At 33.5% G+C, this 24,043-nt stretch carries 29 protein-coding genes; 27 read left to right on the top strand and 2 right to left on the bottom strand.

Going from position 1 to position 24,043, the window contains the following annotated elements; all coding sequences use genetic code 11:
• Positions 1 to 111 precede the first annotated feature (111 nt).
• Positions 112 to 552 carry a transcriptional regulator MntR gene (gene mntR, locus CN601_RS11060; protein ID WP_098120063.1) on the top strand — a complete coding sequence of 147 codons (441 nt, stop codon included), beginning with the start codon at positions 112 to 114 and terminating at the stop codon, positions 550 to 552.
• A gap of 11 nt (positions 553 to 563) precedes the next feature.
• On the opposite strand, the gene CN601_RS11055 is transcribed toward mntR, so the two are convergent.
• Positions 564 to 959, bottom strand: a complete 396-nt coding sequence (locus tag CN601_RS11055; RefSeq protein ID WP_098120064.1) for an SA1362 family protein — start codon at positions 957 to 959, stop codon at positions 564 to 566.
• 119 nt (positions 960 to 1,078) lie between these two features.
• Complete coding sequence (locus CN601_RS11050; RefSeq protein ID WP_098171063.1) at positions 1,079 to 2,008, bottom strand: DUF1385 domain-containing protein; 930 nt, start codon at positions 2,006 to 2,008, stop codon at positions 1,079 to 1,081.
• 207 nt (positions 2,009 to 2,215) lie between these two features.
• Between CN601_RS11050 and CN601_RS11045 the strand changes: the two genes are divergently transcribed.
• The 26 genes from CN601_RS11045 to ahrC all read left to right on the top strand — a co-directional run bounded on the left by CN601_RS11045 (position 2,216) and on the right by ahrC (position 24,025).
• On the top strand, positions 2,216 to 2,833 hold the full coding sequence (locus CN601_RS11045; RefSeq protein ID WP_098171062.1) for a YqhR family membrane protein: 618 nt from the start codon (positions 2,216 to 2,218) through the stop codon (positions 2,831 to 2,833).
• Between the two features lie 87 nt (positions 2,834 to 2,920).
• A complete protein-coding gene (gene aroQ, locus CN601_RS11040; RefSeq protein WP_098120067.1) occupies positions 2,921 to 3,379 on the top strand; it encodes a type II 3-dehydroquinate dehydratase in 459 nt (152 codons plus the stop codon).
• Positions 3,366 to 4,427: a M24 family metallopeptidase gene (locus CN601_RS11035; RefSeq protein WP_098171061.1), complete on the top strand. Its 1,062-nt coding sequence runs from the start codon at positions 3,366 to 3,368 to the stop codon at positions 4,425 to 4,427. Before aroQ ends, CN601_RS11035 begins: the two co-directional genes overlap by 14 nt.
• 151 nt (positions 4,428 to 4,578) lie before the next feature.
• A complete protein-coding gene (gene efp, locus CN601_RS11030) occupies positions 4,579 to 5,142 on the top strand; it encodes an elongation factor P (RefSeq protein ID WP_098120069.1) in 564 nt (187 codons plus the stop codon).
• An 85-nt stretch (positions 5,143 to 5,227) separates the two neighbouring features.
• Complete coding sequence (locus CN601_RS11025; RefSeq protein ID WP_098171060.1) at positions 5,228 to 5,716, top strand: DUF456 domain-containing protein; 489 nt, start codon at positions 5,228 to 5,230, stop codon at positions 5,714 to 5,716.
• 783 nt (positions 5,717 to 6,499) lie between these two features.
• Positions 6,500 to 6,781, top strand: coding sequence for a YqhV family protein (locus tag CN601_RS11020; protein ID WP_216854064.1), 282 nt, complete (start codon positions 6,500 to 6,502; stop codon positions 6,779 to 6,781).
• Between the two features lie 15 nt (positions 6,782 to 6,796).
• Complete coding sequence (gene spoIIIAA, locus CN601_RS11015) at positions 6,797 to 7,717, top strand: stage III sporulation protein AA (protein WP_098120071.1); 921 nt, start codon at positions 6,797 to 6,799, stop codon at positions 7,715 to 7,717.
• Positions 7,718 to 8,230 carry a stage III sporulation protein SpoIIIAB gene (spoIIIAB, locus tag CN601_RS11010; protein ID WP_098120072.1) on the top strand — a complete coding sequence of 171 codons (513 nt, stop codon included), beginning with the start codon at positions 7,718 to 7,720 and terminating at the stop codon, positions 8,228 to 8,230. It abuts the gene before it with no gap.
• A gap of 12 nt (positions 8,231 to 8,242) precedes the next feature.
• Positions 8,243 to 8,446 (top strand): stage III sporulation protein AC, encoded by a 204-nt coding sequence (gene spoIIIAC, locus CN601_RS11005; protein ID WP_373604971.1) that lies wholly within the window; start codon positions 8,243 to 8,245, stop codon positions 8,444 to 8,446.
• An 18-nt stretch (positions 8,447 to 8,464) separates the two neighbouring features.
• Positions 8,465 to 8,863 (top strand): stage III sporulation protein AD, encoded by a 399-nt coding sequence (gene spoIIIAD, locus CN601_RS11000; RefSeq protein ID WP_179865521.1) that lies wholly within the window; start codon positions 8,465 to 8,467, stop codon positions 8,861 to 8,863.
• Positions 8,864 to 8,884: 21 nt separating this feature from the next.
• Positions 8,885 to 10,054, top strand: a complete 1,170-nt coding sequence (gene spoIIIAE / locus CN601_RS10995; protein ID WP_098120073.1) for a stage III sporulation protein AE — start codon at positions 8,885 to 8,887, stop codon at positions 10,052 to 10,054.
• Positions 10,055 to 10,062: 8 nt separating this feature from the next.
• Positions 10,063 to 10,680 carry a stage III sporulation protein AF gene (gene spoIIIAF / locus CN601_RS10990; RefSeq protein WP_098120074.1) on the top strand — a complete coding sequence of 206 codons (618 nt, stop codon included), beginning with the start codon at positions 10,063 to 10,065 and terminating at the stop codon, positions 10,678 to 10,680.
• 6 nt (positions 10,681 to 10,686) lie between these two features.
• Positions 10,687 to 11,376 carry a stage III sporulation protein AG gene (spoIIIAG, locus tag CN601_RS10985; protein ID WP_098171059.1) on the top strand — a complete coding sequence of 230 codons (690 nt, stop codon included), beginning with the start codon at positions 10,687 to 10,689 and terminating at the stop codon, positions 11,374 to 11,376.
• Between the two features lie 21 nt (positions 11,377 to 11,397).
• Positions 11,398 to 11,991, top strand: a complete 594-nt coding sequence (locus CN601_RS10980; RefSeq protein WP_098171058.1) for a SpoIIIAH-like family protein — start codon at positions 11,398 to 11,400, stop codon at positions 11,989 to 11,991.
• Between the two features lie 290 nt (positions 11,992 to 12,281).
• Complete coding sequence (gene accB, locus CN601_RS10975) at positions 12,282 to 12,767, top strand: acetyl-CoA carboxylase biotin carboxyl carrier protein (protein ID WP_098120077.1); 486 nt, start codon at positions 12,282 to 12,284, stop codon at positions 12,765 to 12,767.
• Between the two features lie 43 nt (positions 12,768 to 12,810).
• Positions 12,811 to 14,160 (top strand): acetyl-CoA carboxylase biotin carboxylase subunit, encoded by a 1,350-nt coding sequence (gene accC / locus CN601_RS10970; protein ID WP_098120078.1) that lies wholly within the window; start codon positions 12,811 to 12,813, stop codon positions 14,158 to 14,160.
• A 15-nt stretch (positions 14,161 to 14,175) separates the two neighbouring features.
• Positions 14,176 to 14,574, top strand: coding sequence for an Asp23/Gls24 family envelope stress response protein (locus CN601_RS10965; RefSeq protein WP_098120079.1), 399 nt, complete (start codon positions 14,176 to 14,178; stop codon positions 14,572 to 14,574).
• A gap of 965 nt (positions 14,575 to 15,539) precedes the next feature.
• On the top strand, positions 15,540 to 16,082 hold the full coding sequence (locus CN601_RS10960; protein WP_098171057.1) for a GNAT family N-acetyltransferase: 543 nt from the start codon (positions 15,540 to 15,542) through the stop codon (positions 16,080 to 16,082).
• A gap of 408 nt (positions 16,083 to 16,490) precedes the next feature.
• On the top strand, positions 16,491 to 16,871 hold the full coding sequence (gene nusB, locus CN601_RS10955; RefSeq protein WP_098120109.1) for a transcription antitermination factor NusB: 381 nt from the start codon (positions 16,491 to 16,493) through the stop codon (positions 16,869 to 16,871).
• Between the two features lie 36 nt (positions 16,872 to 16,907).
• The gene (gene folD, locus CN601_RS10950) at positions 16,908 to 17,783 is read left to right on the top strand and encodes a bifunctional methylenetetrahydrofolate dehydrogenase/methenyltetrahydrofolate cyclohydrolase FolD (RefSeq protein ID WP_098120081.1); all 876 of its coding nucleotides are present in this window, start codon (positions 16,908 to 16,910) and stop codon (positions 17,781 to 17,783) included.
• A 36-nt stretch (positions 17,784 to 17,819) separates the two neighbouring features.
• A complete protein-coding gene (gene xseA / locus CN601_RS10945; protein WP_098171056.1) occupies positions 17,820 to 19,166 on the top strand; it encodes an exodeoxyribonuclease VII large subunit in 1,347 nt (448 codons plus the stop codon).
• A gap of 5 nt (positions 19,167 to 19,171) precedes the next feature.
• Positions 19,172 to 19,399: an exodeoxyribonuclease VII small subunit gene (locus CN601_RS10940; protein ID WP_098120083.1), complete on the top strand. Its 228-nt coding sequence runs from the start codon at positions 19,172 to 19,174 to the stop codon at positions 19,397 to 19,399.
• A gap of 1 nt (position 19,400) precedes the next feature.
• Positions 19,401 to 20,288 (top strand): polyprenyl synthetase family protein, encoded by an 888-nt coding sequence (locus tag CN601_RS10935; RefSeq protein ID WP_098120084.1) that lies wholly within the window; start codon positions 19,401 to 19,403, stop codon positions 20,286 to 20,288.
• 362 nt (positions 20,289 to 20,650) lie between these two features.
• Positions 20,651 to 22,531 carry a 1-deoxy-D-xylulose-5-phosphate synthase gene (gene dxs, locus CN601_RS10930; RefSeq protein WP_098120085.1) on the top strand — a complete coding sequence of 627 codons (1,881 nt, stop codon included), beginning with the start codon at positions 20,651 to 20,653 and terminating at the stop codon, positions 22,529 to 22,531.
• 15 nt (positions 22,532 to 22,546) lie between these two features.
• Positions 22,547 to 23,374: a TlyA family RNA methyltransferase gene (locus tag CN601_RS10925; protein ID WP_098171055.1), complete on the top strand. Its 828-nt coding sequence runs from the start codon at positions 22,547 to 22,549 to the stop codon at positions 23,372 to 23,374.
• Between the two features lie 198 nt (positions 23,375 to 23,572).
• The gene (gene ahrC / locus CN601_RS10920) at positions 23,573 to 24,025 is read left to right on the top strand and encodes a transcriptional regulator AhrC/ArgR (RefSeq protein ID WP_098120087.1); all 453 of its coding nucleotides are present in this window, start codon (positions 23,573 to 23,575) and stop codon (positions 24,023 to 24,025) included.
• Positions 24,026 to 24,043: the final 18 nt, after the last annotated feature.

The following is a 24,043-nucleotide window of genomic DNA, read 5'->3' as shown; positions in this document are numbered from 1 at the left end:
TCTATCGATTCTAGTTCATGTTAATTGCTCTTTTGGCATATGTATTGTATCATTTTAACTGATGCTTATTGTAACGGATAAAAGTTTGAATTACTGTATTGGAGGAAGAACATGCCCACACCTAGTATGGAAGATTATATAGAACAAATTTACCTTTTAATTGAAGATAAAGGGTATGCTCGTGTTTCTGATATTGCTGAAGCCTTATCAGTACACCCATCGTCGGTGACCAAAATGGTTCAAAAACTTGATAAAGACGAGTATTTAATTTATGAAAAGTATAGAGGACTTATCTTAACGCAAAAAGGTAAAAAAATGGGGAAAAAGCTTGTTTATCGCCATGTTTTACTTGAGCAATTCCTACGTATTATTGGTGTTGATGAAAAATTAATCTATCAAGATGTTGAAGGAATGGAACACCATATGAGTTGGGAAGCGGTTGATCGAATTGGAGAATTAGTTCAATACTTTGAAGAAGATAAAGAGCGAATTGAAGCATTAAAATATATCCAAAAATCGAATGAAGAGCAACAATCGAATTCGAATAAATAAAAAGACCGTGCTTAGTAGGAAGCACGGTCTTTCTTTTTGCCCTTTTCACCTTCAATCACAGTTAAGTGGCTCGAATCCTTTATTCGTTTTTTTAATAAAGGGCTGGAGGTACTTTTTCTTGAAGTGGGCTTTGATTTGTTCATCGATTTTTTTATCGGACTTGATTTTTGTGTGTTATATTTTTTTATCGTTTGTTTTGCAGCCTTTCGATAAGAATCCTGTTGGCTTCTTTGACTGTTTGAAGAGGTAAAAACTCTATAAATAAAATAAAGAATTAAAAGGATTAATCCTATAAACAAAAACCTTTGTAATATTTTTGCTGGTTCGTGTATCAACTGAGCAATTAAGCCAAAAAGTGCTAATGCAATGATTCCATAAAATATTGATGTGTACACTTTTTGATTCACTTTAAGCACCTCCTAAGTGAAGAGTAAATTTGTTATTAATTGTATTAGAAAAAATATGGTTTCTTATAGTTTATTACATTTTATCCAATAAGTTGATATTTTTTATAAAATTCTGTCAATTATCTGATGTTATTTTTTTCCATGTCCATCAGTCGGTTAAAAGAGGCGATCGATACTTCAACTTGATCATCAGTAGGTTCTTTTGTCGTTAATAATTGAAGCCATAATCCTGGGTAGCCAACCCATCTTAATATTGGAATGTTTCGAACTTTATTTGTTAATTGTAAAACTTCGAATGATACGCCTATTACAACTGGAATTAATAAAAGTCTATCTACAATCCTTAACCAAAGTGGGCTTGTTGGAACTAAGAAGTAAATAAACATGCCAACAATTACAGTAAATAGAATGAAACTACTACCACAACGATAATGTAGTCGTGATTGTGATTGAACGCCTTCAATTGTTAAAGGTATATTGTTTTCAAATGCGTTAATTACTTTATGTTCGGCACCGTGATACATAAATACTCTTTTAATAAATGGAGTTAACGAAACTAAATAAATATAAATTAACAGAAAACCTAGTTTTAAAATACTTTCTATTACGACTTGTTGAAAATCGGTTTCGAATATTGGTTTCAATGTTGCTGCTAGTAGAACGGGCACAAGTGTGAAAATAACTTTTCCAACTAAAAATGATAAAACGGCAAGTAATGAAAGCCCAAGGTAAGTTGCAAGTTTACCTTTTTGTTTTTCACGTTCAATTGCTATTTTTTCATCATCTTTTGGATCAACACCATATCTATCAGTGGAATAGTTTAAATGCTTAGATCCATTGATGCTTGCTTGAACAATCGCGACTACACCACGGACAAATGGAATTTTTTTTAATTTTTGCATTGTCCGATTTATATGTATCGGTTCTTCATAATATTGTATTTCATCATTTGATCTGCGTATTGCAGAGACTGTATGTGTTTTGCCACCAAACATTACACCCTCAACGATTGCTTGACCCCCATATACTGCTTTATTCTTCTCTCTCATGTTGCACCAACCTAAACTTGTATTTATCTATTTATATCTATTGTAAATGTAAGCATTATAAAGGTGCAAGTATAAGAAGTAGGAAAATAAAAATAATAATTTAAATATTTTTAATTTTCAAATAAATAATCAGATTCACATTAAAAATTTCTTTGTTGGACATAATACAGTAAGATATTTAGCAATGTATGGAAAGGGAAATGTTAGATGGACAAAGGGCATAAAGAGCAAGAAGAGAATAAAGAACAAGAAAAGCAGGGTCAAGATCAAAACCAAGGTCAAGATCAAAACCAGGAACAAAATCCAAACCCAGACCAAACTCCGGCTGAGAATCAAGTTCAGGGTGGGCAAGGAGATTCTAATGGAAATACGAATTTTAATAAGATCGTAAGTATTGGCTTTTTTGGTGGGGTATTTTGGTCCACTATTTTGTTAGTTCTTAGTTATTTTGATTTTACTCAAATTGGTCCGAATTTTGTTTTAGAAAAAATTAAGCTTGGAAAATGGGCACATGGTTACATAGAAAACCTCATTTCAATTGTAGGAATTGGAATCATTTCAATTATAATCGCATTTGTATTTTACTTTATTGGTAAAAGGTTTACTGGTGTTCTTCCGGGAATATTTTTTGGATTAATTCTTTGGGTCATTGTTTTTATCGTGCTCGGTAAAATAGCATTTGATTTAAAAGCAGTTAAGGATTATTCATCTGATACAACAGTTACAACTATCTGTGTATTCATTTTATACGGAACATTTATTGGATATTCTGTTTCATTTGCATTTCAAGAACAAAAGACATATTTGCGTGGCTATTCAAAATAGTCTGGCCTATGATAAAATAAAGCTTGGGTATTCCAAAATATGCGTTTTTGGGATAAATATGCTGAAATGATGGGTGGAGACTTTTAAATGGCTAAGTTTTTATTGTTAAATGGACCTAATCTAAATATGCTCGGTCAAAGAGAAGTTTCTATCTATGGTTCAACTACATTAAAGGATATTGAGGATCATGTATCATCACTAGCACATGAAAATGGAGATACAATTGATTGCTTTCAATCTAATCATGAAGGTGATTTAATCGATAAACTTCATGCGGCAAATAATGTCTATGATGGGATTCTTTTTAATCCAGGCGCATTTACTCATTACAGTTATGCAATTCGTGATGCAATTGCTAGTATTACTGTTCCAACGATTGAAGTACACATTTCAAATATACATAAGAGAGAAGAGTTCCGACATACTTCAGTTTTAGCTGCAGTTACTGTAGGACAAATCGTAGGATTAGGTGTGTATGGATATGATTTAGGGTTAAGTGCGTTACAAAAGATTAGTAGGGGAGAGAAAAATAATGGAAAAAATTAACAAGTTACGTGAGACTTTAGTAGAAAAAGGTTTAGACGCATTATTAATTACTAGTACATACAACAGACGTTATATGACGAATTTTACAGGTTCTGCAGGTGTTGCTTTAATAACTCAGGACAAAGCTTTATTCATTACTGATTTCCGTTATATTGAGCAAGCTACTAGCCAATGTGTTGGCTATGAAATTGTAAAACATGAAGGTTCTATTCCTGCAGAAGTTGCTGCATTAACTGAAAAATTAGGAGTTTCAAAACTTGGATTTGAACAAGATTATGTTACATTTACAGAATTCGGTTCATATCGCAAAGTTGTAAAAGCTGAATTAGTGCCAGTAAGCGGATTAATTGAAAAATTACGTTTAATTAAAACTGATGCAGAAATTTCAATTATTAAAGAAGCTGCTAAAATTGCAGAATCTGCTTTTGATCATATTTTAGGATTTATCCGTCCGGGTGTTACAGAATTAGAAGTATCAAATGAATTAGAATTTTTCATGCGTAAATTAGGTGCAACTTCATCATCTTTTGATACAATTGTTGCTTCTGGTGCACGTTCTGCACTTCCACATGGTGTAGCATCTGAGAAAGTAATTGAAATCGGTGACTTTGTAACATTAGATTTTGGTGCATACTATAAAGGTTATGTTTCAGATATGACTAGAACTGTATCTGTTGGTGAGCCTAAAGATGAATTAAAGAAAATTTATGAAATCGTTCTTGAAGCTCAATTACGCGGTGTTAACGGAATTAAGGCAGGAATTACAGGTAAAGAAGCGGATGCTTTAACTCGTGATTATATTACAGAAAAAGGTTATGGAGAATATTACGGACATGGTACAGGTCATGGTATTGGACTTGAAGTACATGAGGGACCTGGAGTTTCATTCCGTTCTGATACAGTATTAGAGCCAAATATGATCGTAACTTGCGAACCTGGTATTTACATTCCAAATTTAGGTGGAGTTCGTATAGAAGACGATTTAATCGTTAAAACTGGTGGTAACGAAAACTTAATGTCTTCACCAAAAAATCTAATCATACTATAAGTTTTCATTAGATTAGAAAATAGAACTACACAAAATGTGTATTTTACTTTATGATATAAAGTTGTAAAAGAAATTCATGGTAAGCGAAATGGTTCTTTTTTTACACGATACATATTATTAGGACCATTTCATTTTTTAGGAGGATATTTTAATGATTTCAGTAAACGATTTTCGTACGGGTTTAACAATTGAAACTGACGGTGGCCTTTGGCAAGTAATTGACTTCCAACACGTTAAACCGGGTAAAGGTGCTGCATTCGTACGTTCAAAACTTCGTAATCTACGCACAGGTGCTGTTCAAGAAAAAACATTCCGTGCAGGTGAGAAAGTTGCAAAAGCACATATTCAAAACCGTAAAATGCAATACTTATATGCTAACGGTAACCAACATGTATTCATGGACAATGAGTCTTATGAACAAATTGAATTACCAGAAGCAAACATTGAACGTGAATTAAAATTCCTTAAAGAAAATATGGAAGTTTATATCATGACTTTTGAAAGTGAAATTTTAGGTGTTGAATTACCAAATACAGTTGACTTAAAAGTAGTTGAAACTGAACCTGGTATCAAAGGTGATACAGCTTCAAACGTTACAAAACCAGCTACTATGGAAACAGGTTTAGTAGTTCAAGTACCAATCTTCATTAATGAAGGTGAATTATTAATTATTAACACTACTGAAGCTAGCTATGTTTCACGTTCAAAAGCTTAATTAATAAATATAAAAATTGGAGGCACTTATTTATGAAGTGTCTCTTTTTCGTATTAACAAATTTAAATAAGTAAGGGTGATGAAAATGGTTACATCAATCGTTCTTTGGGCATTGATCATCATTTGTTTTGCTTTAGCGTTTATTGCGTTAATCAAACCAATTATTCCTGGTGTTCCTGTTTTATGGGTAGGTTTTTTAATATATTATTTTGGTATTAATAAAAGTAATTTAAATCTGTCTTTTTGGATCATAATGGTGATTTTTACAGCAGTTATCTTTTTAGCGGATTTTCTAGCGAATGCATATTTTCTTAAAAAATATGGGAGTACAAAAACAGGTGAAAGAGTAGGTTGTTTAGCTGTAATCGTTGGTTCGTTTGTTTTTCCTCCGTTTGGCTTAATCATTGTCCCGTTTATTTCTGTTTTTGTAGCAGAAAAATTACAAGGTAAGGATACGAAAGAATCAATCAAATCTGCCTGGGCTACAGTACTTTCATTTATAAGCAGCTCGTTAGCGAAAGCGATTTTGCAGGTTATTATGGTTATTATCTTTTTTGTTTATCTAGTTTTTTAATTATATTTGAGAAGTAAGTTCAGTGGATTATTACTTGCTTTTTTCGGTGGGCGAGACCTGAGTGTCTTCTATCCTGTGGGGGTTCATGAGTAAGTAAAACAGCAGAAATTCCGAAAAAGGTTACTCATAAAGTGCTCATGAGTAAGTAAAACAGCAGAAATCCCCAAAAAAGGTTACTCATAAAGGGTTCATGAGTAAGTAAAACAGCGGAAATCCCGGAAAAGGTTACTCATAAAGAGTTCATGAGTAAGTAAAACAGCGAAAATCCCGAAAAAGGTTACTCATAAAGGGTTCATGAGTAAGTAAAACAGTAGAAATCCCGAAAAAGGTTACTCATAAAGGGCTCATGAGTAAGTAAAACAGCAGATATCCCGAAAAAGGTTACTCATAAAGGGTTCATGAGTAAGTAAAAAAGCAGAAATCCCCAAAAAGGTTACTCATAAAGGGTTCATGAGTAAGTAAAACAGTGGAAATCCCGAAAAAGGTTACTCATAAAAGGTTCATGGGTAAGAAAAAAAGCAGAAATCCCGAAAAAGGTTACTCATAAAGTGTTCATGAGAAAGTAAAATGGTCTGAAGTTAAAAAATTAATGGGAATCCACTACCACCAAATTTACTGAGTAGATCCTGTTAGTCGCTACTTTACATATTGATAATTCACCACTCTAAAGAGAGAAGTTAGAAAACTTCTCTCTTTTTTTATGTCTTCTAACTAATGTTTGTCTTCTGAAATGGACATGTTCAGCATATTAGTAATAAAAAGACTGAAAAAAGGTGTGTAGCTATGAAGGACTGGATTGAATCAATGGATCGAGCAGTTTTGAGTATGGGGATGCTTAGGGTTTTTGGAGGAAGTGTGGAATTGATTGCAGCTTTTACAATATTGTATTTGAACGATATTAAGAAGGCTTTAGCTGTAAATAGTGTTTTGGCCACTGTTGGTCCAATTATTCTGATTTCAACGATGGCAATTGGAATTATAGGTGTTGCATCTAAATTAGACCCTATTCGATTAGTTTTAGTAGTATGTGGTGTGTTTTTAATATTATTAGCAGTTTTTAAATGATAGGATGTGACCTTTATGGAAGAGGTTTTCAATGTAATTCCTACTTTGTTAAAAGAAAAGTTACAGCGTTCTTATGGAGACCTTCGTTATGTAGAGGAGCTAAGGCTAAGGGTCGGACGCCCGGTTGAGGTGATCTCTAATAATGAGTCCAACTTTATTCCTTATATTTTAACGGAAGAGGAAGGTAGCCAAATACTTGGGAAGCTTAGTCAGTTTTCCATTTATACAATTGAAGAAGAATTGAAAAAAGGCTACATCACAATAAAAGGTGGACATCGGGTCGGGCTTGCTGGTCGAGTCGTTACTGAAAATGGACTTGTTAAAATGATTCGAGATATTAGTTCTTATAATTTTCGGATTGCGAAAGAAAAAGTTGGAATAGCTAATCCATTTGTTAAGTATGTTTATGAAGGAAGATGGAAGAATACAATGCTGATTGGCCCACCACAAGCAGGTAAGACAACATTACTAAGAGATTTTGCGAGAGTCGTTAGCCAAGGTGATGTCGTAAGAGGAATTAGGCCTGGTAAGGTTGGGATTGTTGACGAACGATCGGAAATAGCAGGTTCAGTAAAAGGGGTTCCTCAATATACATTTGGTGAAAGAATCGATGTATTAGATGCTTGTCCAAAGGCTGAGGGGATGATGATGCTTGTTAGGTCAATGAGTCCTCATGTCATCCTTGTAGACGAAATAGGAAAAAAAGAAGATGTTGACGCGATTTTAGAGGCCATCTTTGCTGGTGTTCAATTAATTGTAACAGTGCATGGTTACTCGTTAGAGGAGATAAAGAAGCGGCCATCATTACAACCATTGTTTCAAAATGCGACTTTTGAGCGATTTATCGAAATTTCGAATTTTCCTTCGCCAGGTACTGTAACGGATATAAAAAATAAAAATTGCACTAGTTTATTTCATTCTAGGGCGGTGCTTTAAATGAGATGGATTGGAGCGCTTTTTATCATCTTTTCAACAAGTTGGCTTGGATTTTATTTTGCAGGTCGATTATCAGAACGAACAAAAGAACTAAGGGGTTGGAAACTAGCTCTCCAATCTCTTGAAGCAGAGGTTATGTATAGTCAATTGCCACTGCAAGAAGCATTTCGAAGAATCTCTAGTCAATTAAAAGGCCCGATTAATGGGTGTTTACAGGATTTTGCAACTCAACTTGAGACAAGCGCATTGACAGCAAAAGAGGCCTGGGAAAGTTCATTAATGAAATATGCAAAAACAGTCTCCATTAAAGAGTCAGATCTCCAAGTATTATTACAGTTTGGTGAGACGATTGGAATGCATGATAAATATTCACAGCAAAAACAAATTATTTTGGCATTAAAACATTTAGAAAGAGAAGAACAAGAAGCGATCGATTCGCAAGCTAGTTATGAACGGATGTCAAAAATGCTAGGCGTTTTAAGTGGAATTTTAATCGTTATATTACTCTTGTAGGAGGGGTTTAAGTTGATTACAAATTATGCATTAATGTTTCAAATAGCTGGAATTGGGGTAATTGCTGCGATTATCCACGCTGTCTTAAAAAAAGCAGGACAAGAAGAGTTCGCTACTTGGACAATTATTACTGCATTTATAATCGTGTTTTTACAAGTCATCACAAAAGCTGGTGATCTTTTTAATAAAGTTAAGGATGTATTTCTATTTCATTAGATTAGGAGTGAAAGCGTAATGGAAATCATCCAAATTGTCGGTATAGGATTATGCGCTACATTTATCATTCTATTATTAAATCAATTTAAGATGAATAATTTCAATTTAGCAATAACTGTTTTTATAAGCTGTGTATTATTTTTATTTTTACTAGATAAGGTTCAATACTTACTGCATGAAATTCAAAAATTAGCAAATCAAGCAAATATAAAAAATATTTACGTTGAAACTTTATTAAAAATCATTGGGATTGCATATATAGCTGAGTTTGGAGTACAGATTACAAAAGATGCTGGACAGGGTGCGATCGCTTCCAAAATTGAATTAGGTGGTAAAATCCTTATTTTGGTACTTGCAGTTCCTATTTTGACAGCATTAATTGAAACAATCTTAAGCTTTTTACCTAAAGTTTCTTAAACGTAAGGGAAGGAGGACATTATGGCCAAAAAATTAACAGTTTTTCTTCTTTTCTTTACCTTCTTTTTTTTAGTACCAAAATATGTACAAGCTGCTCCTCCACCTGCTGAAATCGTAAATGAACAAATACAAAAGCTAGGGATCGATGATGTTCAACAATATTGGGATGAAGTTGTGAATAAATATGGTGGCTTTTTACCTGAAAGTCAAAAAGGTGACTTTATCCAATTTGTAAAGGGAGAAAAGAAATTTTCAATACAAGAATGGTTTATCGCATTTGGTAAATATATATTTTTTGAGTTATTAAGCAATGGGAAAATATTAGGAATCCTAATTATGCTAGTCATTTTCAGTTCACTCCTCCAGTCATTACAAAATGCTTTTGAGAAAAGTACAATCAGTAAAATTGCAGATAATGTAGTTTTTCTAGTTTTAGTAGTTTTCGCTTTAAATAGCTTTTATGTGGCAACTCAAGCCACGCAAGATGCAATTACAGTCATGATTGATTTTTTAAGAGCATTAATCCCTATTTTACTAGCTTTAATTGCAACCTCTGGTGGCGTAATATCCGTTGGCTTCTTTCACCCAATCTTAATATTTTTAATGCATACAAGCGGATTACTAGTAACGTATTTTGTCTTACCTCTAATTCTCGTATCAACAATTTTAAGTATTGTAAGCATCATTAATGATGAGTTAAAGGTGACAAAATTAGCAGCTTTAATAAGAAATGTTGCAGTTGGTGTATTAGGGATCTTTTTAACTATTTTTTTAGGGGTTTTAGGTGTACAAGGTATGACGACAGCAGTAACAGATGGAGTAGCTGTAAAAACGGCTAAATTTGTGACAAGTAACTTTATTCCGGTTGTTGGGAAAGTATTTGCTGATGTTACGGATACAGTTATTAGTGCGTCTTTATTACTTAAAAATACAGTTGGGATTGTAGGTTTAGTGACACTTTTAGCAATCATCGTTTTCCCAGCTATTAAAATATTAGTTTTAGCGTTAATTTATAAATTCTCAGCTGCAATCCTTCAACCAGTGGGTAGTAAAAATATCATTAGCACGATCGATACGATCGGAAAAAGTGTAACGTATTTATTCGTTTGTTTATCGATTGTTTCATTAATGTTTTTCTTAAGTATGACATTAATAATAGCGGCAGGAAATATTGTCGTCATGTTTAGGTAGGTGAAAAGATGGAATTCTTTATACATTGGGTATCAAATATTATCGTCTATATATTAGTTGCAACGATTATTATGATGTTAATTCCAAATTCCGGCTTAGCGAAATATGTGCGATTTGTTGCGAGTCTATTATTAATCGTCATGATGCTTCAACCGATTTTTCAACTTTTTAAAGTGAATATTAAAGAAGTTCTAGCTGGATACCAATCTACAACTTATCAAGCGAATAACGAAATAAAAAATGAAATAAATAATAAGAAAAGTGAAATACAAGAAGCAGAACGTGCATATATATTAAAACAAATGGCTGTCCAAATGAAAAAAGAAGTTGAAAAAAGCTTTACGAAAGAATTTGAACAGGTAATTACAAACGTGGATTTACAAGTAAAAGATGGAGTAAATACAGTAAAAACGGCCCAGGACCTATCTAAAGTAACCGTTTACGTTAGTCCGAAGAAAGATGAGACAAGCAATGTAGAACCTGTTCAAGAAGTTTCAATCAATACTGATCAACCAGTGCAGACAGACGATGAAAAAATTAAACAACAAGAGTTACAAACTTTTTTAGCAAATAAATGGGAGCTTGAGGACAAGCAAATTGAAGTCAAAATGGAAGGAGGGGAGTAATGACAAATGAAGAAAAAGATTCCACCAATAAAATTAGCAGACTTTCTAAAAGGGAATGGCGATGATAAAACCTCTTCTGAAAAAGGACAAAGTCCATTTAAATTTTCGAGAAAATATGTACTAGCCCTACTAGGACTCGGGATTTGTTGGATGCTTGCAAGTGGTCTATTTTCAAATGCGAATCAAAAAACGAATTCAATGATTTCACCGTTGTCGACTGAAACTAGTGGAAAACCAAAGAATGAAAATGCTGTTGAGACTCTTGGTAGTGGTGGTGGAAATTCATCGTCTAGCAAAATAGAAGAATTTGAAAGGAAATATGAGCAACAGTTAACAGACACTTTAAATAATATGGCTGGTGTAAGTAATGTAAAAGTAGAAGTAAATCTTGAAGGTAGTGAGAAGAAAGTCTATCAAACAAATAAAACAAACCGTACTCAGGAAACTGATGAAACAGATAAACAAGGCGGGAAAAGAAATATTGATGATCAATCTCAAGAAGAGCAAGTAGTCATTATAGATAACGGTGATAAACAAGAACCTGTTATAGTCGAAACTGAAATGCCAAGAATTAGAGGAGTACTTGTTATTGCTAAGGGCGCAGATAATCTTGAAGTAAAAAGCATGATTCGAGAAGCTGTAACACGATTACTTGATGTACCAAGCTATCGTGTATCTGTATTACCAAAAAAATAAGAGGAAGAAGGTAAAATTTAAATGAAAAAACAAACAATTTGGTTATTAACAATGTTAAGTTTAGTTGTTGTATTATCAGTGTATTATGTCACAACGCCTGATAATTTAAAAACTACAAGTTTTATGGACATGAATAATAATACTGATACAAGTTCATTAGACTCAACTCCTAAAGACTCAACTCCTAAAGACTCAACTCCTAAAGACACTAAGAAATCTGATTCTTCTAAACAAGGCGATAAAGAAACAACTTCTCAAGAAAATTCAACTAGTGAAGTATTCCTAAAACAACGTATGGAACAAGAAGATCAAAGAAGTCAATTAATCGATGAATATAAAGCTACAGTAGACTCAGCAACTGCAACTGCAGAAGAAAAAAGTGTAGCATTTACTAATATGAACGAGCTTCAAAAATTAACTGCATTAGAATCAGATGTAGAAACAATGATTAAAGAAGCAGGTTATAAAGATGCATTAGTTCGTACAGACAAAGACGAAGTAAAAGTAGATGTAACTTCATCTAAAGCAAGTAGAAAAGCAGCAAACGATATTATTCAAATGACAAGAAGTGTTCTTGGAGAAAAATTAGTTGTAGTACAATTCCAAGTTAAATAATTTAGAAGTATTAGCCAGCAGACCTATTCTGCTGGCTCTTTAATTTTTCTAAAAAGCATATAATGAATAACCATAATATTTTGACTATTCTATTTTCGGTGCCCTTCCTGTCTTTCCTTTTCCCTGTTATAATAGGTTATACCAAAATATTTTAGATAAGGAATGATATAATAAATATTCCTAGTAAAATGGCTAAAAATAAGTAGGAATTTGCCTGTTTAAAATAATTTGTTGAAAAGTTTAGTATTAGGTTATAAGATTAGACTATATGTCTTAAGGGGTGAACAGAAATGAAAATTCATGAAATTAGAGAATTAATTAAGTTAATCGATCAATCAACAATTAATGAATTCGAATTCGAAGATAATGGTGCTATAGTTAAAATTAAAAAAGGTGGACAAACAACTGTTGTTTCACAAACAACTCCAGTTGTACTCCAAGAAGTAGCTCCAATTGTTACAGCTGCTCCAGTTGCAACATTAGAAAGACCAGCTGCAGAAGTTGCTGCTCCTGTAGTTGAAAAAGAAGATACTAGTAACTTACATAAGATTACATCACCAATGGTAGGTACATTCTATGCATCGCCATCTCCTGATGCAAAAGAGTACGTATCAATTGGCGATCGTATTAAAAATGATTCAATCGTATGTATCGTTGAAGCAATGAAGCTATTCAATGAAATTGAAGCTGAAATTGAAGGCGAAATCGTTGAAGTACTTGCTAAAAATGGTCAATTAGTAGAATACGGTCAACCATTATTCGTGGTAAAGGCTTAAGTATCTACAAAATCAAAAGTACTTTACTAGAGAAGGTGAAGAAATGAAAAAGGTTTTAATCGCGAATCGTGGAGAAATCGCCATTCGTATTATTCGAGCATGTAAAGAATTAAATATCGAAACAGTTGCTATTTACTCTGAAGGAGATAAAGAAGCATTACATGTTCAAATGGCTGATGAAGCATATTGTGTAGGTCCAAAATTATCAAAAGATAGTTATTTAAATATGACGAACATCATTAGTATTGCAAAACTAACAGGTTGTGATGGAATCCATCCAGGTTATGGTTTCTTATCTGAAAATGCTAGTTTTGCAGAATTATGTACTGAATGTAATGTGAAATTCATTGGACCGACAGCTGACTCCATTTCAAAAATGGGTACTAAAGACGTTGCTCGTGAAACAATGAAAGAAGCAGGAGTTCCTGTTGTACCTGGTTCACAAGGTATTATTGAAAGTATTGAAGATGGTAAAAGAATTGCTGCAGAAATTGGCTATCCTGTTATTATCAAAGCTACAGCTGGTGGCGGCGGTAAAGGTATTCGTGTAGCAAAAGATGAAGCTGAATTAGAAAAAGGTATTCAAATTACCCAACAAGAAGCTCAAACTGCATTCGGAAATCCAGGCGTATATCTTGAAAGATATATTACTGATTTTAGACATGTTGAAATTCAAGTTTTAGCAGATGAACACGGTAATACGATTCACCTTGGAGAGCGTGACTGTACTATTCAACGACGCCTTCAAAAATTAGTAGAAGAAGCACCATCACCAGTATTAGACGAAGAGACTCGTGCAAAAATGGGTCACGCAGCCGTTCGTGCAGCTGAAGCAGTTAATTATTGGGGTGCAGGTACTGTTGAGTTCATTTATGAGCCACATACTAAAAACTTCTTCTTTATGGAGATGAACACTCGTATTCAAGTTGAACATCCCGTAACAGAATATATTTCTGGTATCGATCTTATTAAGCAACAATTATTGATTGCTAAAGGTCATCCTTTAAAAATGACACAAGCAGACGTATCTCTAAAAGGATGGTCTATTGAATGTCGTATAAATGCTGAAAATCCAGCTAAGAATTTTATGCCTTCTCCTGGTAAAATCGTTGCGTATTTACCACCAGGTGGCCCGAATGTTCGTGTTGATTCTGCAGTATATAGCGGGTACACAATTCCGCCATATTATGATTCAATGATTGCGAAAGTTATCGTACATGGCAAGACAAGAGAAGAAGCAATTGCTATAATGATAAGAGCACTTGAAGAATTTGTGGTAGAAGGAATTCACACAACAATTCCATTCCATTTAAATTTATTGCAAAATGAAATCTTCGTAAAAGGGAAGTATAATACTAAATTCCTTGAGGAGCATGCGCTTGTTAAAGGATAAAGTGGAGGGATCCGTATGAATGAAAATCAAATTTTAGAAATGGGTACTGCGACATTAGGTCGAGTAGAAATCGCACCTGAAGTAATCGAAGTAATTGCTGGTATTGCAGCTGCTGAAGTTGACGGTGTTTCAAGCATGCGTGGTAACCTAGCATCAGGTATTTCTGAAATTATCGGTAAGAAATATCATGGTAAAGGTGTCCGAGTGGATTTATCAGACGATCGAATTACAATCGATGTATACATTCTAGTTAAATTTGGTAAGTCAATCCCAACAGTAGCAGGTAATGTACAAGACAATATCCGTCAAGCTCTATTAACAATGACTGGTCTTGAGTTATCTGAAGTAAACGTTCATGTTGTAGGAGTTCAATTTGAAACGAAACCAGAGCAAGAAGCTCCAATTGAACTTTAATATTTGAAAAAAGAGGATGTCCACTTTTAGTGGCATCCTTTTTTTATTGGAACAATTATTAAAAAAGTAGAAGGTGTAAGGACGATTAGAGTTTGAATGGTGCAAATAAAGGATACGGACTGTTCAAATTAGAGAAGTAACAGGTGCAAATAAGAAGACAGAAAGTGCGATTTAATGTTGAGGAGGATACAAGAGTGTGGGGGTGCAAATAAAAGAGTATCTGATGCGAATAAGGTGATCGAAACTGCGATTAAGTGTCGAGGTGGATATAAGAGTGTGGGGGTGCAGATAGAAGAGTAAAGGGTGCAAATAAAGAGATCGAAACTGCAATTAAATGTCGAGGTGAATAAGAGTGTGAGGCATACGAATAAAAGAGTATCTGGTGCAAATAAGAGGCCTAAAGCTGCAAATAAAAGTGTATTGGGTGCAAATAAAAGATTCGAATCTGCAAATAAAAAGTGAAGTGCAAATAAAAATAGAGAAACTGCAAATAAAATAAGCAAAACCGCAATTAAAATTAACAAAACTGCAAAAAAAATTTGTAAAATCGCAATTAAATGCCTACAATCGCAATTAAAATAAGAAAATACCTATACCGGTTAGGGTATTTCACTTTTGTATTTGACCAAAAATAGCTCTTTTAATAGTCAAATTAGCAAGCTTGGTCTAAATCTATCAAAACCTACTTAAATTTTGAAGAAATCATATAAATAAGAATCATTTATTCATCAACAAATGAAAAACAACGCTAAGATACCCCCTTATTTCCGCCACGACATAAAATCTTCAACGTTCTCCATCTAAAATCAATCAGTTTTCAATCAATATAGGAGTATGCATTATGTGGTGACACTTATTTTTGTATCTCTTATTCTAAAACATTTAATTTATGAAGTGCTACTCATCTCAAAATTCTGAAATATGTTAAAATTCAAATGTAAATAAAAATAGAAAAAGGTGGAAAAATGATTCGAAATTTGAGTACAAATCGTACAACGTTACGTGAGTTTGTGGAAAATGATTGGAAGCAAGTACATAAATATGCATCTCAAAAAGAGGTTTGTCAATTTCAGCCGTGGGGACCAAATACTGAATACGATACAAAGGAGTTTGTTGGAACGATACTTGTTGATCAGAAAAAAAATAATAGGACAAGGTTTGCATTTGCAATAATCGAAAAAGAAACAGACGAATTAATAGGCTCGATTGAGTTTAATATTAGGGATGAACAAAATCGAATCGGGGAAATTGGATATATCATTCATCCTAGTTATTGGGGAATGGGATTTGCAACCGAGGCTACGAAAGAAATAATTTCATTTGGATTTAAAAAGTTTAAGCTTCACCGAGTTTATGCAACATGTGATGTTAGAAATATTGGATCTGCAAAAGTACTCGAAAAGTGTGGGCTAACTTTGGAAGGAAAAATGCGCGAAGATTTATTACTAAGAGATGGATGGAGGGACACATTTTTATACAGCATTTTAGAACATGAATGGAGTAATTAGGGGAGTAACGGTAGGTATGGCAAAAAAGAAGAGGTTAAAAGAGAAAAAAATTTATTCATTTCTATTCATTTCTGTTTCCACTTAACCTTTGTTTTCTCACCTTGCACTCGTTTAATGTTCGTGTTTTGGCTCATAATTCATTTGAAGTAGTAATAAAAAGGAAAAAAGTTTTGAAAAACACAAACATTACTCTGTTATTTTATGAGATTTTAAGTTAAAATGTAGAAAACAGTTTATAGTATTGAGTTTGCTTAGAAACGTTAATAATAATAAAAATTGGAGTTAATGAATACAGTCGTTGGAACTTGTTAAAAAAAGTGGTAAAATAACGTGTTACTATACAAATTAGAATTCGTTATTACCTATGCAACGAATGATGAATTTAGCTTAAAGGAGTTTATTATTTTGATGAAACGTAGAAAAGCAAGGGAACTTGCATTACAAACATTATTTCAAATGGATTTAAGTGAGGCAAATGCAACAGAAGCATTAGAGCATGTATTAGAAGAAGCTGAAGAAAAACAAGATGCATTTTTAGATGCGATCGTAACGAATTTTGTTGATCATAAATTGGTGATTGACGAACAGTTAGCTTCAAAAGTCGAAAGTTGGACGATTGATCGCTTAGCTAATGTTGATCGTAATATTCTTAGAATTGCTTTAGTGGAATTAAATTACTTAGAGGATGTTCCTAAAAGTGTAGCAATCAATGAAGCGATTGAAATTGCAAAAATTTACGGTGACGATGATTCTAGTAAATTTATCAATGCGGTATTATCAAAATTCTAAATAGATAATTGTTTATATGCATAGGGGGAAACTAAAATGGTAGCAACATTAATTAATGGTAAAGAAATTTCAGTATCTATTCGTGAGGGTTTAAAAAATGGTGTTTCTGAATTGAAAAGTCAAGGTGTTACACCAGGTTTAGCAGTTGTTTTAGTTGGGAATAATTCTGCTTCAAGAACATATGTAAATTCGAAGCACAAAGCATGTAATGAACTAGGTATGTATTCGGAAGTAATTGAATTACCTGAGACTGTTTCTGAAGATGAATTATTATCGGTTGTAAACAAATTAAACGATGATCAGGCAATTCATGGTATTTTAGTTCAGTTACCACTACCTGCTCATATCTCTGAAAAGAAAGTAATTGAAACGATTTCTCCATTAAAAGATGTTGATGGATTTCATCCAATTAATATTGGAAGAATGATGACTAATCAAGATTCATTACTACCTTGTACTCCTTTTGGTATATTAAAATTAATTGAAAATACAAATATTCCGATTAGTGGTAAACATGTGGTTGTTATTGGTCGTAGTAATATTGTAGGGAAACCAGTTGGGCAGTTATTTTTAAACGAAAACGCAACGGTTACTTATACACATTCACGTACAACTAATCTTAAAAATATTACAAAGCAGGCTGATATTCTAATTGTTGCTATTGGTGTAGCAAAATTAATTACGGCTGATTATGTTAAAGAAGGTGCAATTGTTATTGACGTCGGAATGAATAGAGATGAAAATGGCAAATTGTGTGGAGACGTAAATTTTGAAGATGTAAAAAATATTGCTGGATTTATTACTCCTGTACCAGGTGGAGTTGGTCCTATGACAATTACAATGCTACTTCATAATACGTTAAAAGCGGCGTCTCAAATTGATCATAAAATTAATTTGAGTGTAAAACTTTAATCATATTGCTTTGCAAGAATGAAAGAAGGGGTAGGCATGACGGAAAAGCTACCAGTTACTGTTACCGCATTAACTAAATATTTAAAAGCAAAGTTTCAAGCGGATCGAAATTTACAAAGTATACTTCTCCGTGGAGAAATCTCAAACTTTAAACGTCATTCATCTAGCGGTCATTATTATTTTACCTTAAAAGATGATGGTGCTAGAATTGCGGCGGTCATGTTTCAATCCTATAATGCTAATATAGCATTTCAACCAACTGATGGTATGCAGGTTATTGTTCAAGGTGAAATAAATGTATACCCTGGGTCTGGTAGCTATCAAATCTACATAAGAGACATGCAGCCTGACGGGGTTGGCGGTCTCTTTGTAGCTTATGAACAATTAAAGAAAAAACTATTAGAAGAAGGACTCTTTGATCAGAAATTTAAGAAAAAGATTCCTTCTTTTCCTAGTGTAATCGGGGTTGCGACTTCACCGACTGGAGCGGCCGTACGGGACATTATAACAACAATTCAAAGAAGATATCCAATTGGTAAAATAGTCGTAATACCTACTCTTGTACAAGGAGAAGGTGCCCCTGTATCAGTTGTGAAATCGATTGAAACAGCTAATAAAATGAAAGAAATTGATGTTTTAATAGTCGGGCGAGGTGGAGGTTCAATAGAGGAGCTTTGGGCTTTTAATGATGAAAAAGTGGCAAGAGCTATTTTCACATCAAAAATTCCAATTATTTCAGCAGTTGGGCATGAGACCGATACAACTATAGCTGATTATGTAGCCGATTTACGAGCTCCTACACCAACAGCTGCGGCAGAATTAGTTTCTTTAAGTCAGAGGGAAATTCTTGAACAATTTTCAGTACGAGAGACTAGACTTAATAAAGCGATAGATACAATTATCGAACGTAAAAAAGCTCAATTAAAGTCTGTTCAAGATGCTTATGTTTTTAGGTATCCAAATTCATTATTTCACCCAAAACAAGAACAGTTTGATCGGATTAATGAGCGCTTTCACACGACAATAAATGAAATTGTTAAATCGAAAATCAATAAACATAAAGAGCTTAATTCGTCTTTACTAATACATCATCCGAGTAATAGAATTCAGCTTGAAAAACAGAAACACTTGCAGTTACATATGACTTTACAAAAAGAATTTAATCGACTTGTAACCCAGAAAAAATTTGAAATGGAAAAAATAGTGCATACACTTGATGCACTTAGTCCATTAAAGGTTATGGCCAGGGGTTATTCATTAGCTTATAAAGATAATAATGAACTGATAAAATCGGTTAACCAAGCAAAAAGCGGAGATCAATTCCAGTTACAAATGACTGATGGAAAATTAAATTGTGAAGTACTTGAAGTAAAAGGAGAGTAAAGCAATTGTCACAAAACGAACTATCTTTTGAAGAAGCAATTAAAGAGATTGAAACGATTGTACAAAAACTAGAGCAAGGTGATGTACCACTTGAAAAAGCAATCGAATATTTTCAAGAAGGTATAAAACTGTCTCAAGTTTGTCAAGAAAAGCTTACAAAAGTTGAAAAACAAATGACATCGATTTTAAATGAACAAGGTGAGCAAACTCCTTTTACTGTTGAGGAGGAATAATATGAACACTTTCAAGGAATTTATGGAGTATTCCAGTAGACTTGTTAATGAAGAAATGATTAAATCAATTGAGAGTTTAAAAGCGCCAGAGAGATTAAAAGAATCGATGTCTTATTCATTACAAGGTGGCGGGAAACGAATTAGACCTCTTTTACTTTTCGCGACTCTAGATGCATTTGGTAATGACCCAGTACAAGGGATTAAACCAGCATGTGCTTTGGAAATGATTCATACTTATTCATTAATTCATGATGATTTACCTTGTATGGATGATGATGATTTCCGAAGAGGAAAACCGACGAATCATAAAGTATTTGGTGAAGATCTTGCAGTATTAGCAGGTGATGGTTTACTGACATATGCATTCAAATTAATTACAGAAATGAATGAAAATCAAGTCTCTAATTCAGTGAAGCTACAATTGATTAGTGAATTAGCAATTGCTGCTGGTCCTGAAGGTATGGTTGCTGGTCAGGTTGCAGATATGGAAGGTGAAAGTAAACAGCTAAGTGGTGAAGAATTACAGTATATCCATGAACGAAAAACGGGTAAAATGCTAATGTATCCAGTTATCGCGGGTGCAATTATTTCAAAAGCTTCAGCTGAGCAATTATCACATCTAACACAATTTGCATATAAACTTGGCATAGCATTTCAAATACAAGATGACATTTTAGATGTAATTGGCGACGAAGAAGTTTTAGGAAAGCCAGTTGGCAGTGATATCGAAAATGATAAAACGACATATGTAAAGCTATACACAGTCGAAGGGGCAAAAGAGAGACTGCATACTTTTATTACAGAAGCTAAACAACATGTTAGAGCATGTGGAATTAAAGATGATTATCTAATCTCAATTTGTGATTTTGTAGGAAATCGCAGTTTTTAACCTTTAATTATGTAATGAAATGGTTGTCCATTGAATAGATTTATACATTTATGTATAATGTAGGTACTTTATAACAAATGCTAATGTTGTTAATCAAATATACAGAAATGTTTGCCGTTAACACATCTGTGCTAGCGGCTTTCTTTTCATTTTGATGGAAAATATCGATAATTTTAATCTATAAATATAAAAAACATTAAACAGTTTTTAATAAAAATGGTATTATGATACATGGTGTTAAGAGTAAGTCTTTTCGAAACTAGCGTTTAACTACAAGTATGGTAAAATCATTTTATAGATAAAATTACATAATAATGAATTATTTAAAGAGATTTAACATCTAGGAAGGTGAGTGATCCAAGATGGATCTTACGACAATTGAAAATCCGAGTTTTTTAAAAAATAAAACGAACGGTGAGTTAGAAGTATTAAGTGAAGAAATTCGTAAATTTCTTATTCAACAACTTTCTGAAACTGGTGGCCATATTGCACCAAATTTAGGGGTTGTAGAATTAACGATAGCATTACATAAAGTCTTTGATTCGCCTAAAGACAAATTTTTATGGGATGTAGGACATCAATCATATGTTCATAAAATACTAACTGGTCGAGCGAAGGAATTTACTACACTAAGACAATTTAAAGGATTATGTGGTTTTCCAAAGCGAAATGAAAGTGAACATGATGTATGGGAAACAGGGCATAGCTCGACTTCTTTATCTGCTGCGATGGGAATGGCTATTGCAAGAGATATTAAAAAAACTGGAGAGTATATTGTTCCAATCATCGGAGACGGTGCTTTAACAGGCGGGATGGCTCTAGAGGCAATGAACCATATTGGTCATGAGCAAAAAGATGTCATTGTTATTTTAAATGATAATGAAATGTCAATCGCACCGAACGTAGGTGCTTTACATAGCATTTTAGGTAGACTTCGAACAACCGGGAAATATCGTTGGGCAAAAGGTGAACTTGAGGGTGTCATCAAAAAAATTCCAGGAATCGGTGATAAACTATCAAGTACATCAAAGAAATTAAAAGACAGTCTTAAATATTTAGTTACACAAGGAATGTTTTTTGAGGAAATGGGCTTCACATATTTTGGCCCAGTTGATGGACATAGTTATGAAGATTTATTTGAAACGCTTGAATATGCAAAGAAAACTAAAGGTCCTGTATTAGTGCATGTTTTAACGAAAAAAGGAAAAGGGTATAAGCCTGCTGAAAGTGATGACATCGGAACTTGGCATGGCACTGGTCCTTATAAAGTTGAATCAGGTAAGTTAATTAAGCCAAATCAAGCACCACCTGCATGGAGTAAGCTTGTGAGTGATACGGTTTTGAAATTAGCTTTAAATGATGAGCGAATCGTTGCGCTAACACCTGCAATGCCAGTAGGTTCAAAATTGGAAAATTTCCAAGCGCTATTACCTGATCGAATTTTTGATGTCGGTATTGCAGAACAACATGCCGCAACTGTAGCAGCTGGTTTAGCGACACAGGGGATGAAGCCGTTTTTAGCAATTTACTCTACATTCCTACAAAGAGCTTATGACCAAGTGCTACATGATATTTGTCGACAAAATTTAAATGTGTTTATTGGCATAGACCGTGCAGGGTTAGTTGGGGCAGATGGTGAAACACACCAAGGTGTATTTGATATAGCATTCCTACGTCATATACCTAATTTAGTATTAATGATGCCTAAAGATGAAAATGAAGGCCAACACATGGTTAATACTGCCATTAAATATGATGATGGTCCTATTGCATTACGTTTCCCAAGAGGAAATGGAATTGGTGTTCCAATGGATGAAGAGTTAAAAGAAATTCCAATAGGCTCATGGGAAGTTTTAAGAGAAGGTTCTGATGCCGTAATCCTAACATTTGGAACAACAATTAAAATGGCTCTAGATGCTGCGGATGAATTAGAAAAAGATAATATTTCTGTAAAAGTAGTAAACGCTAGGTTTATTAAACCGATGGATACTGCTATGTTAAGTGATATTTTTAAAGATGGAAAACCAATTTTAACGATCGAAGAAGCAGTCCTACAAGGTGGGTTTGGAAGTGCTGTCTTAGAATTTGCAAGCTCAAATAATTTTCAAAATGTCCGCGTAGAACGCATCGGTATACCTGATTTATTTGTTGAGCATGGTGATGTTGATAAATTGCTTGAAGAAATTCATTTAACAAAAGATGAATCGGTTAAAAAAATCCGTGAAATGATTTGTAATAAATAAGAGGATGACATATAAATGGCAAAAAAGGAACGAGTAGACGTACTCCTAGTAGATCGTGGTTTAATCGAAACACGCGAAAAAGCTAAACGAGCGATCATGGCAGGTCTTGTTTATACAAATGAACAAAGATTAGATAAGCCTGGAGAAAAGATAGATATTGAACAACCATTGCAAATTAAGGGTGAAGTAATGCCATATGTGAGTCGTGGTGGATTCAAATTAGAGAAAGCTTTAAACACATTTGATGTATCAGTGCAAGATAAAATTATGATTGATATCGGTTCTTCAACAGGTGGCTTTACAGATTGTGCTCTTCAAAATGGAGCGAAAAAATCATATGCACTTGATGTTGGGTATAATCAACTTGCATGGAAATTAAGACAAGATGAACGCGTAATTGTTATGGAGAGAACAAATTTTAGGTATGTGAAACCAGAAGATTTAATCGAAGGACTACCGCAATTTGCTTCAATCGACGTGTCATTTATTTCATTGAGATTAATTTTACCAGTTCTAAAAACATTACTAGTACCTTCTGGTGATGTTGTCGCTTTAATCAAACCACAATTTGAAGCAGGTAGAGAACAAGTTGGTAAAAAAGGGATTGTACGCGAACCGAAAGTACATGAACAAGTAATCGAAATGATGGTCGACTTTTCACTACGTCAAGGGTATGATGTTAAAGCATTAACTTTCTCTCCTATTACAGGTGGAGATGGTAATATTGAATTCTTAATTCATCTTCATTGGGAAGGTTCAAAAGAAGTTGGAACGAACGAACTAAAGCGTTCTCCAATGGAAATTGTAAATGAAGCACATAGTGAATTGAAGAAGGCTAAATAATAAAAAAGGAAACCTATTTGGTTTCCTTTTTCTCCTTTTTTCCAAATGGGGATATCGGTAAAAATAGTATTTAATATTTAAATACTAAAAAATGCATTTTATGAAAACGTTTAAAAAAATATATACAATAACGAGTAAGTTAGATAAGATAATCTTACATAAGTAAGATATTTGTCGGAATTTGCAAAGAGGTGTATTATGAATAAAGGTCAGCGTCATATAAAAATACGTGAAATTATCGCGAAAAATGAAGTCGAAACACAAGATGAATTAGTACAATCATTACGAGATTTAGGTTTTAAAGTAACCCAAGCAACTATTTCTCGTGACATAAAAGAGCTACACTTAGTAAAAGTACCATTATCAGATGGTCGATATAAATATAGCTTACCTGCGGATCAAAGATTTAATCCATTACAAAAATTAAAAAGACTTTTAATTGATTCATTTATTAAAATTGATAGTTCTAGTCATTTAATCGTAATGAAAACATTACCGGGTAATGCTAATGCTGTTGGTGCATTAATTGACCATTTAGATTGGGCTGAAATTATGGGTACAATCTGTGGTGATGATACGATATTAATTATTTGTCGTACACCTGAAGATGCTGAACATTTAAAAGAAAAATTTATTGACATGCTTCAATAGGAGAATGGTTTTAAAAAA

The organism is Bacillus sp. AFS017336 (assembly GCF_002555445.1).
Taxonomy (GTDB): Bacteria; Bacillota; Bacilli; order Bacillales; family Bacillaceae_G; genus Gottfriedia.
The sequence above is the reverse complement of the archived record's forward strand: the minus strand, read 5'-3'. Positions and strand labels throughout refer to the sequence as shown.

Coding starts and splice junctions, on each gene's coding strand:
- CN601_RS10965 (WP_098120079.1), top strand. CDS start 14,176: ATGAATGAAAATCAAATTTTAGAAATGGGTACTGCGACATTAGGTCGA.
- spoIIIAA (WP_098120071.1), top strand. CDS start 6,797: ATGGAAGAGGTTTTCAATGTAATTCCTACTTTGTTAAAAGAAAAGTTA.
- accC (WP_098120078.1), top strand. CDS start 12,811: ATGAAAAAGGTTTTAATCGCGAATCGTGGAGAAATCGCCATTCGTATT.
- CN601_RS10935 (WP_098120084.1), top strand. CDS start 19,401: ATGAACACTTTCAAGGAATTTATGGAGTATTCCAGTAGACTTGTTAAT.
- CN601_RS11050 (WP_098171063.1), bottom strand. CDS start 2,008: ATGAGAGAGAAGAATAAAGCAGTATATGGGGGTCAAGCAATCGTTGAG.
- ahrC (WP_098120087.1), top strand. CDS start 23,573: ATGAATAAAGGTCAGCGTCATATAAAAATACGTGAAATTATCGCGAAA.
- mntR (WP_098120063.1), top strand. CDS start 112: ATGCCCACACCTAGTATGGAAGATTATATAGAACAAATTTACCTTTTA.
- spoIIIAB (WP_098120072.1), top strand. CDS start 7,718: ATGAGATGGATTGGAGCGCTTTTTATCATCTTTTCAACAAGTTGGCTT.
- nusB (WP_098120109.1), top strand. CDS start 16,491: ATGAAACGTAGAAAAGCAAGGGAACTTGCATTACAAACATTATTTCAA.
- accB (WP_098120077.1), top strand. CDS start 12,282: ATGAAAATTCATGAAATTAGAGAATTAATTAAGTTAATCGATCAATCA.
- folD (WP_098120081.1), top strand. CDS start 16,908: ATGGTAGCAACATTAATTAATGGTAAAGAAATTTCAGTATCTATTCGT.
- spoIIIAF (WP_098120074.1), top strand. CDS start 10,063: ATGGAATTCTTTATACATTGGGTATCAAATATTATCGTCTATATATTA.
- CN601_RS11020 (WP_216854064.1), top strand. CDS start 6,500: ATGAAGGACTGGATTGAATCAATGGATCGAGCAGTTTTGAGTATGGGG.
- CN601_RS10960 (WP_098171057.1), top strand. CDS start 15,540: ATGATTCGAAATTTGAGTACAAATCGTACAACGTTACGTGAGTTTGTG.
- CN601_RS11035 (WP_098171061.1), top strand. CDS start 3,366: ATGGAAAAAATTAACAAGTTACGTGAGACTTTAGTAGAAAAAGGTTTA.
- aroQ (WP_098120067.1), top strand. CDS start 2,921: ATGGCTAAGTTTTTATTGTTAAATGGACCTAATCTAAATATGCTCGGT.
- CN601_RS11025 (WP_098171060.1), top strand. CDS start 5,228: ATGGTTACATCAATCGTTCTTTGGGCATTGATCATCATTTGTTTTGCT.
- dxs (WP_098120085.1), top strand. CDS start 20,651: ATGGATCTTACGACAATTGAAAATCCGAGTTTTTTAAAAAATAAAACG.
- efp (WP_098120069.1), top strand. CDS start 4,579: ATGATTTCAGTAAACGATTTTCGTACGGGTTTAACAATTGAAACTGAC.
- CN601_RS11045 (WP_098171062.1), top strand. CDS start 2,216: ATGGACAAAGGGCATAAAGAGCAAGAAGAGAATAAAGAACAAGAAAAG.
- spoIIIAD (WP_179865521.1), top strand. CDS start 8,465: ATGGAAATCATCCAAATTGTCGGTATAGGATTATGCGCTACATTTATC.
- xseA (WP_098171056.1), top strand. CDS start 17,820: ATGACGGAAAAGCTACCAGTTACTGTTACCGCATTAACTAAATATTTA.
- spoIIIAG (WP_098171059.1), top strand. CDS start 10,687: ATGAAGAAAAAGATTCCACCAATAAAATTAGCAGACTTTCTAAAAGGG.
- CN601_RS10925 (WP_098171055.1), top strand. CDS start 22,547: ATGGCAAAAAAGGAACGAGTAGACGTACTCCTAGTAGATCGTGGTTTA.
- CN601_RS10980 (WP_098171058.1), top strand. CDS start 11,398: ATGAAAAAACAAACAATTTGGTTATTAACAATGTTAAGTTTAGTTGTT.
- spoIIIAE (WP_098120073.1), top strand. CDS start 8,885: ATGGCCAAAAAATTAACAGTTTTTCTTCTTTTCTTTACCTTCTTTTTT.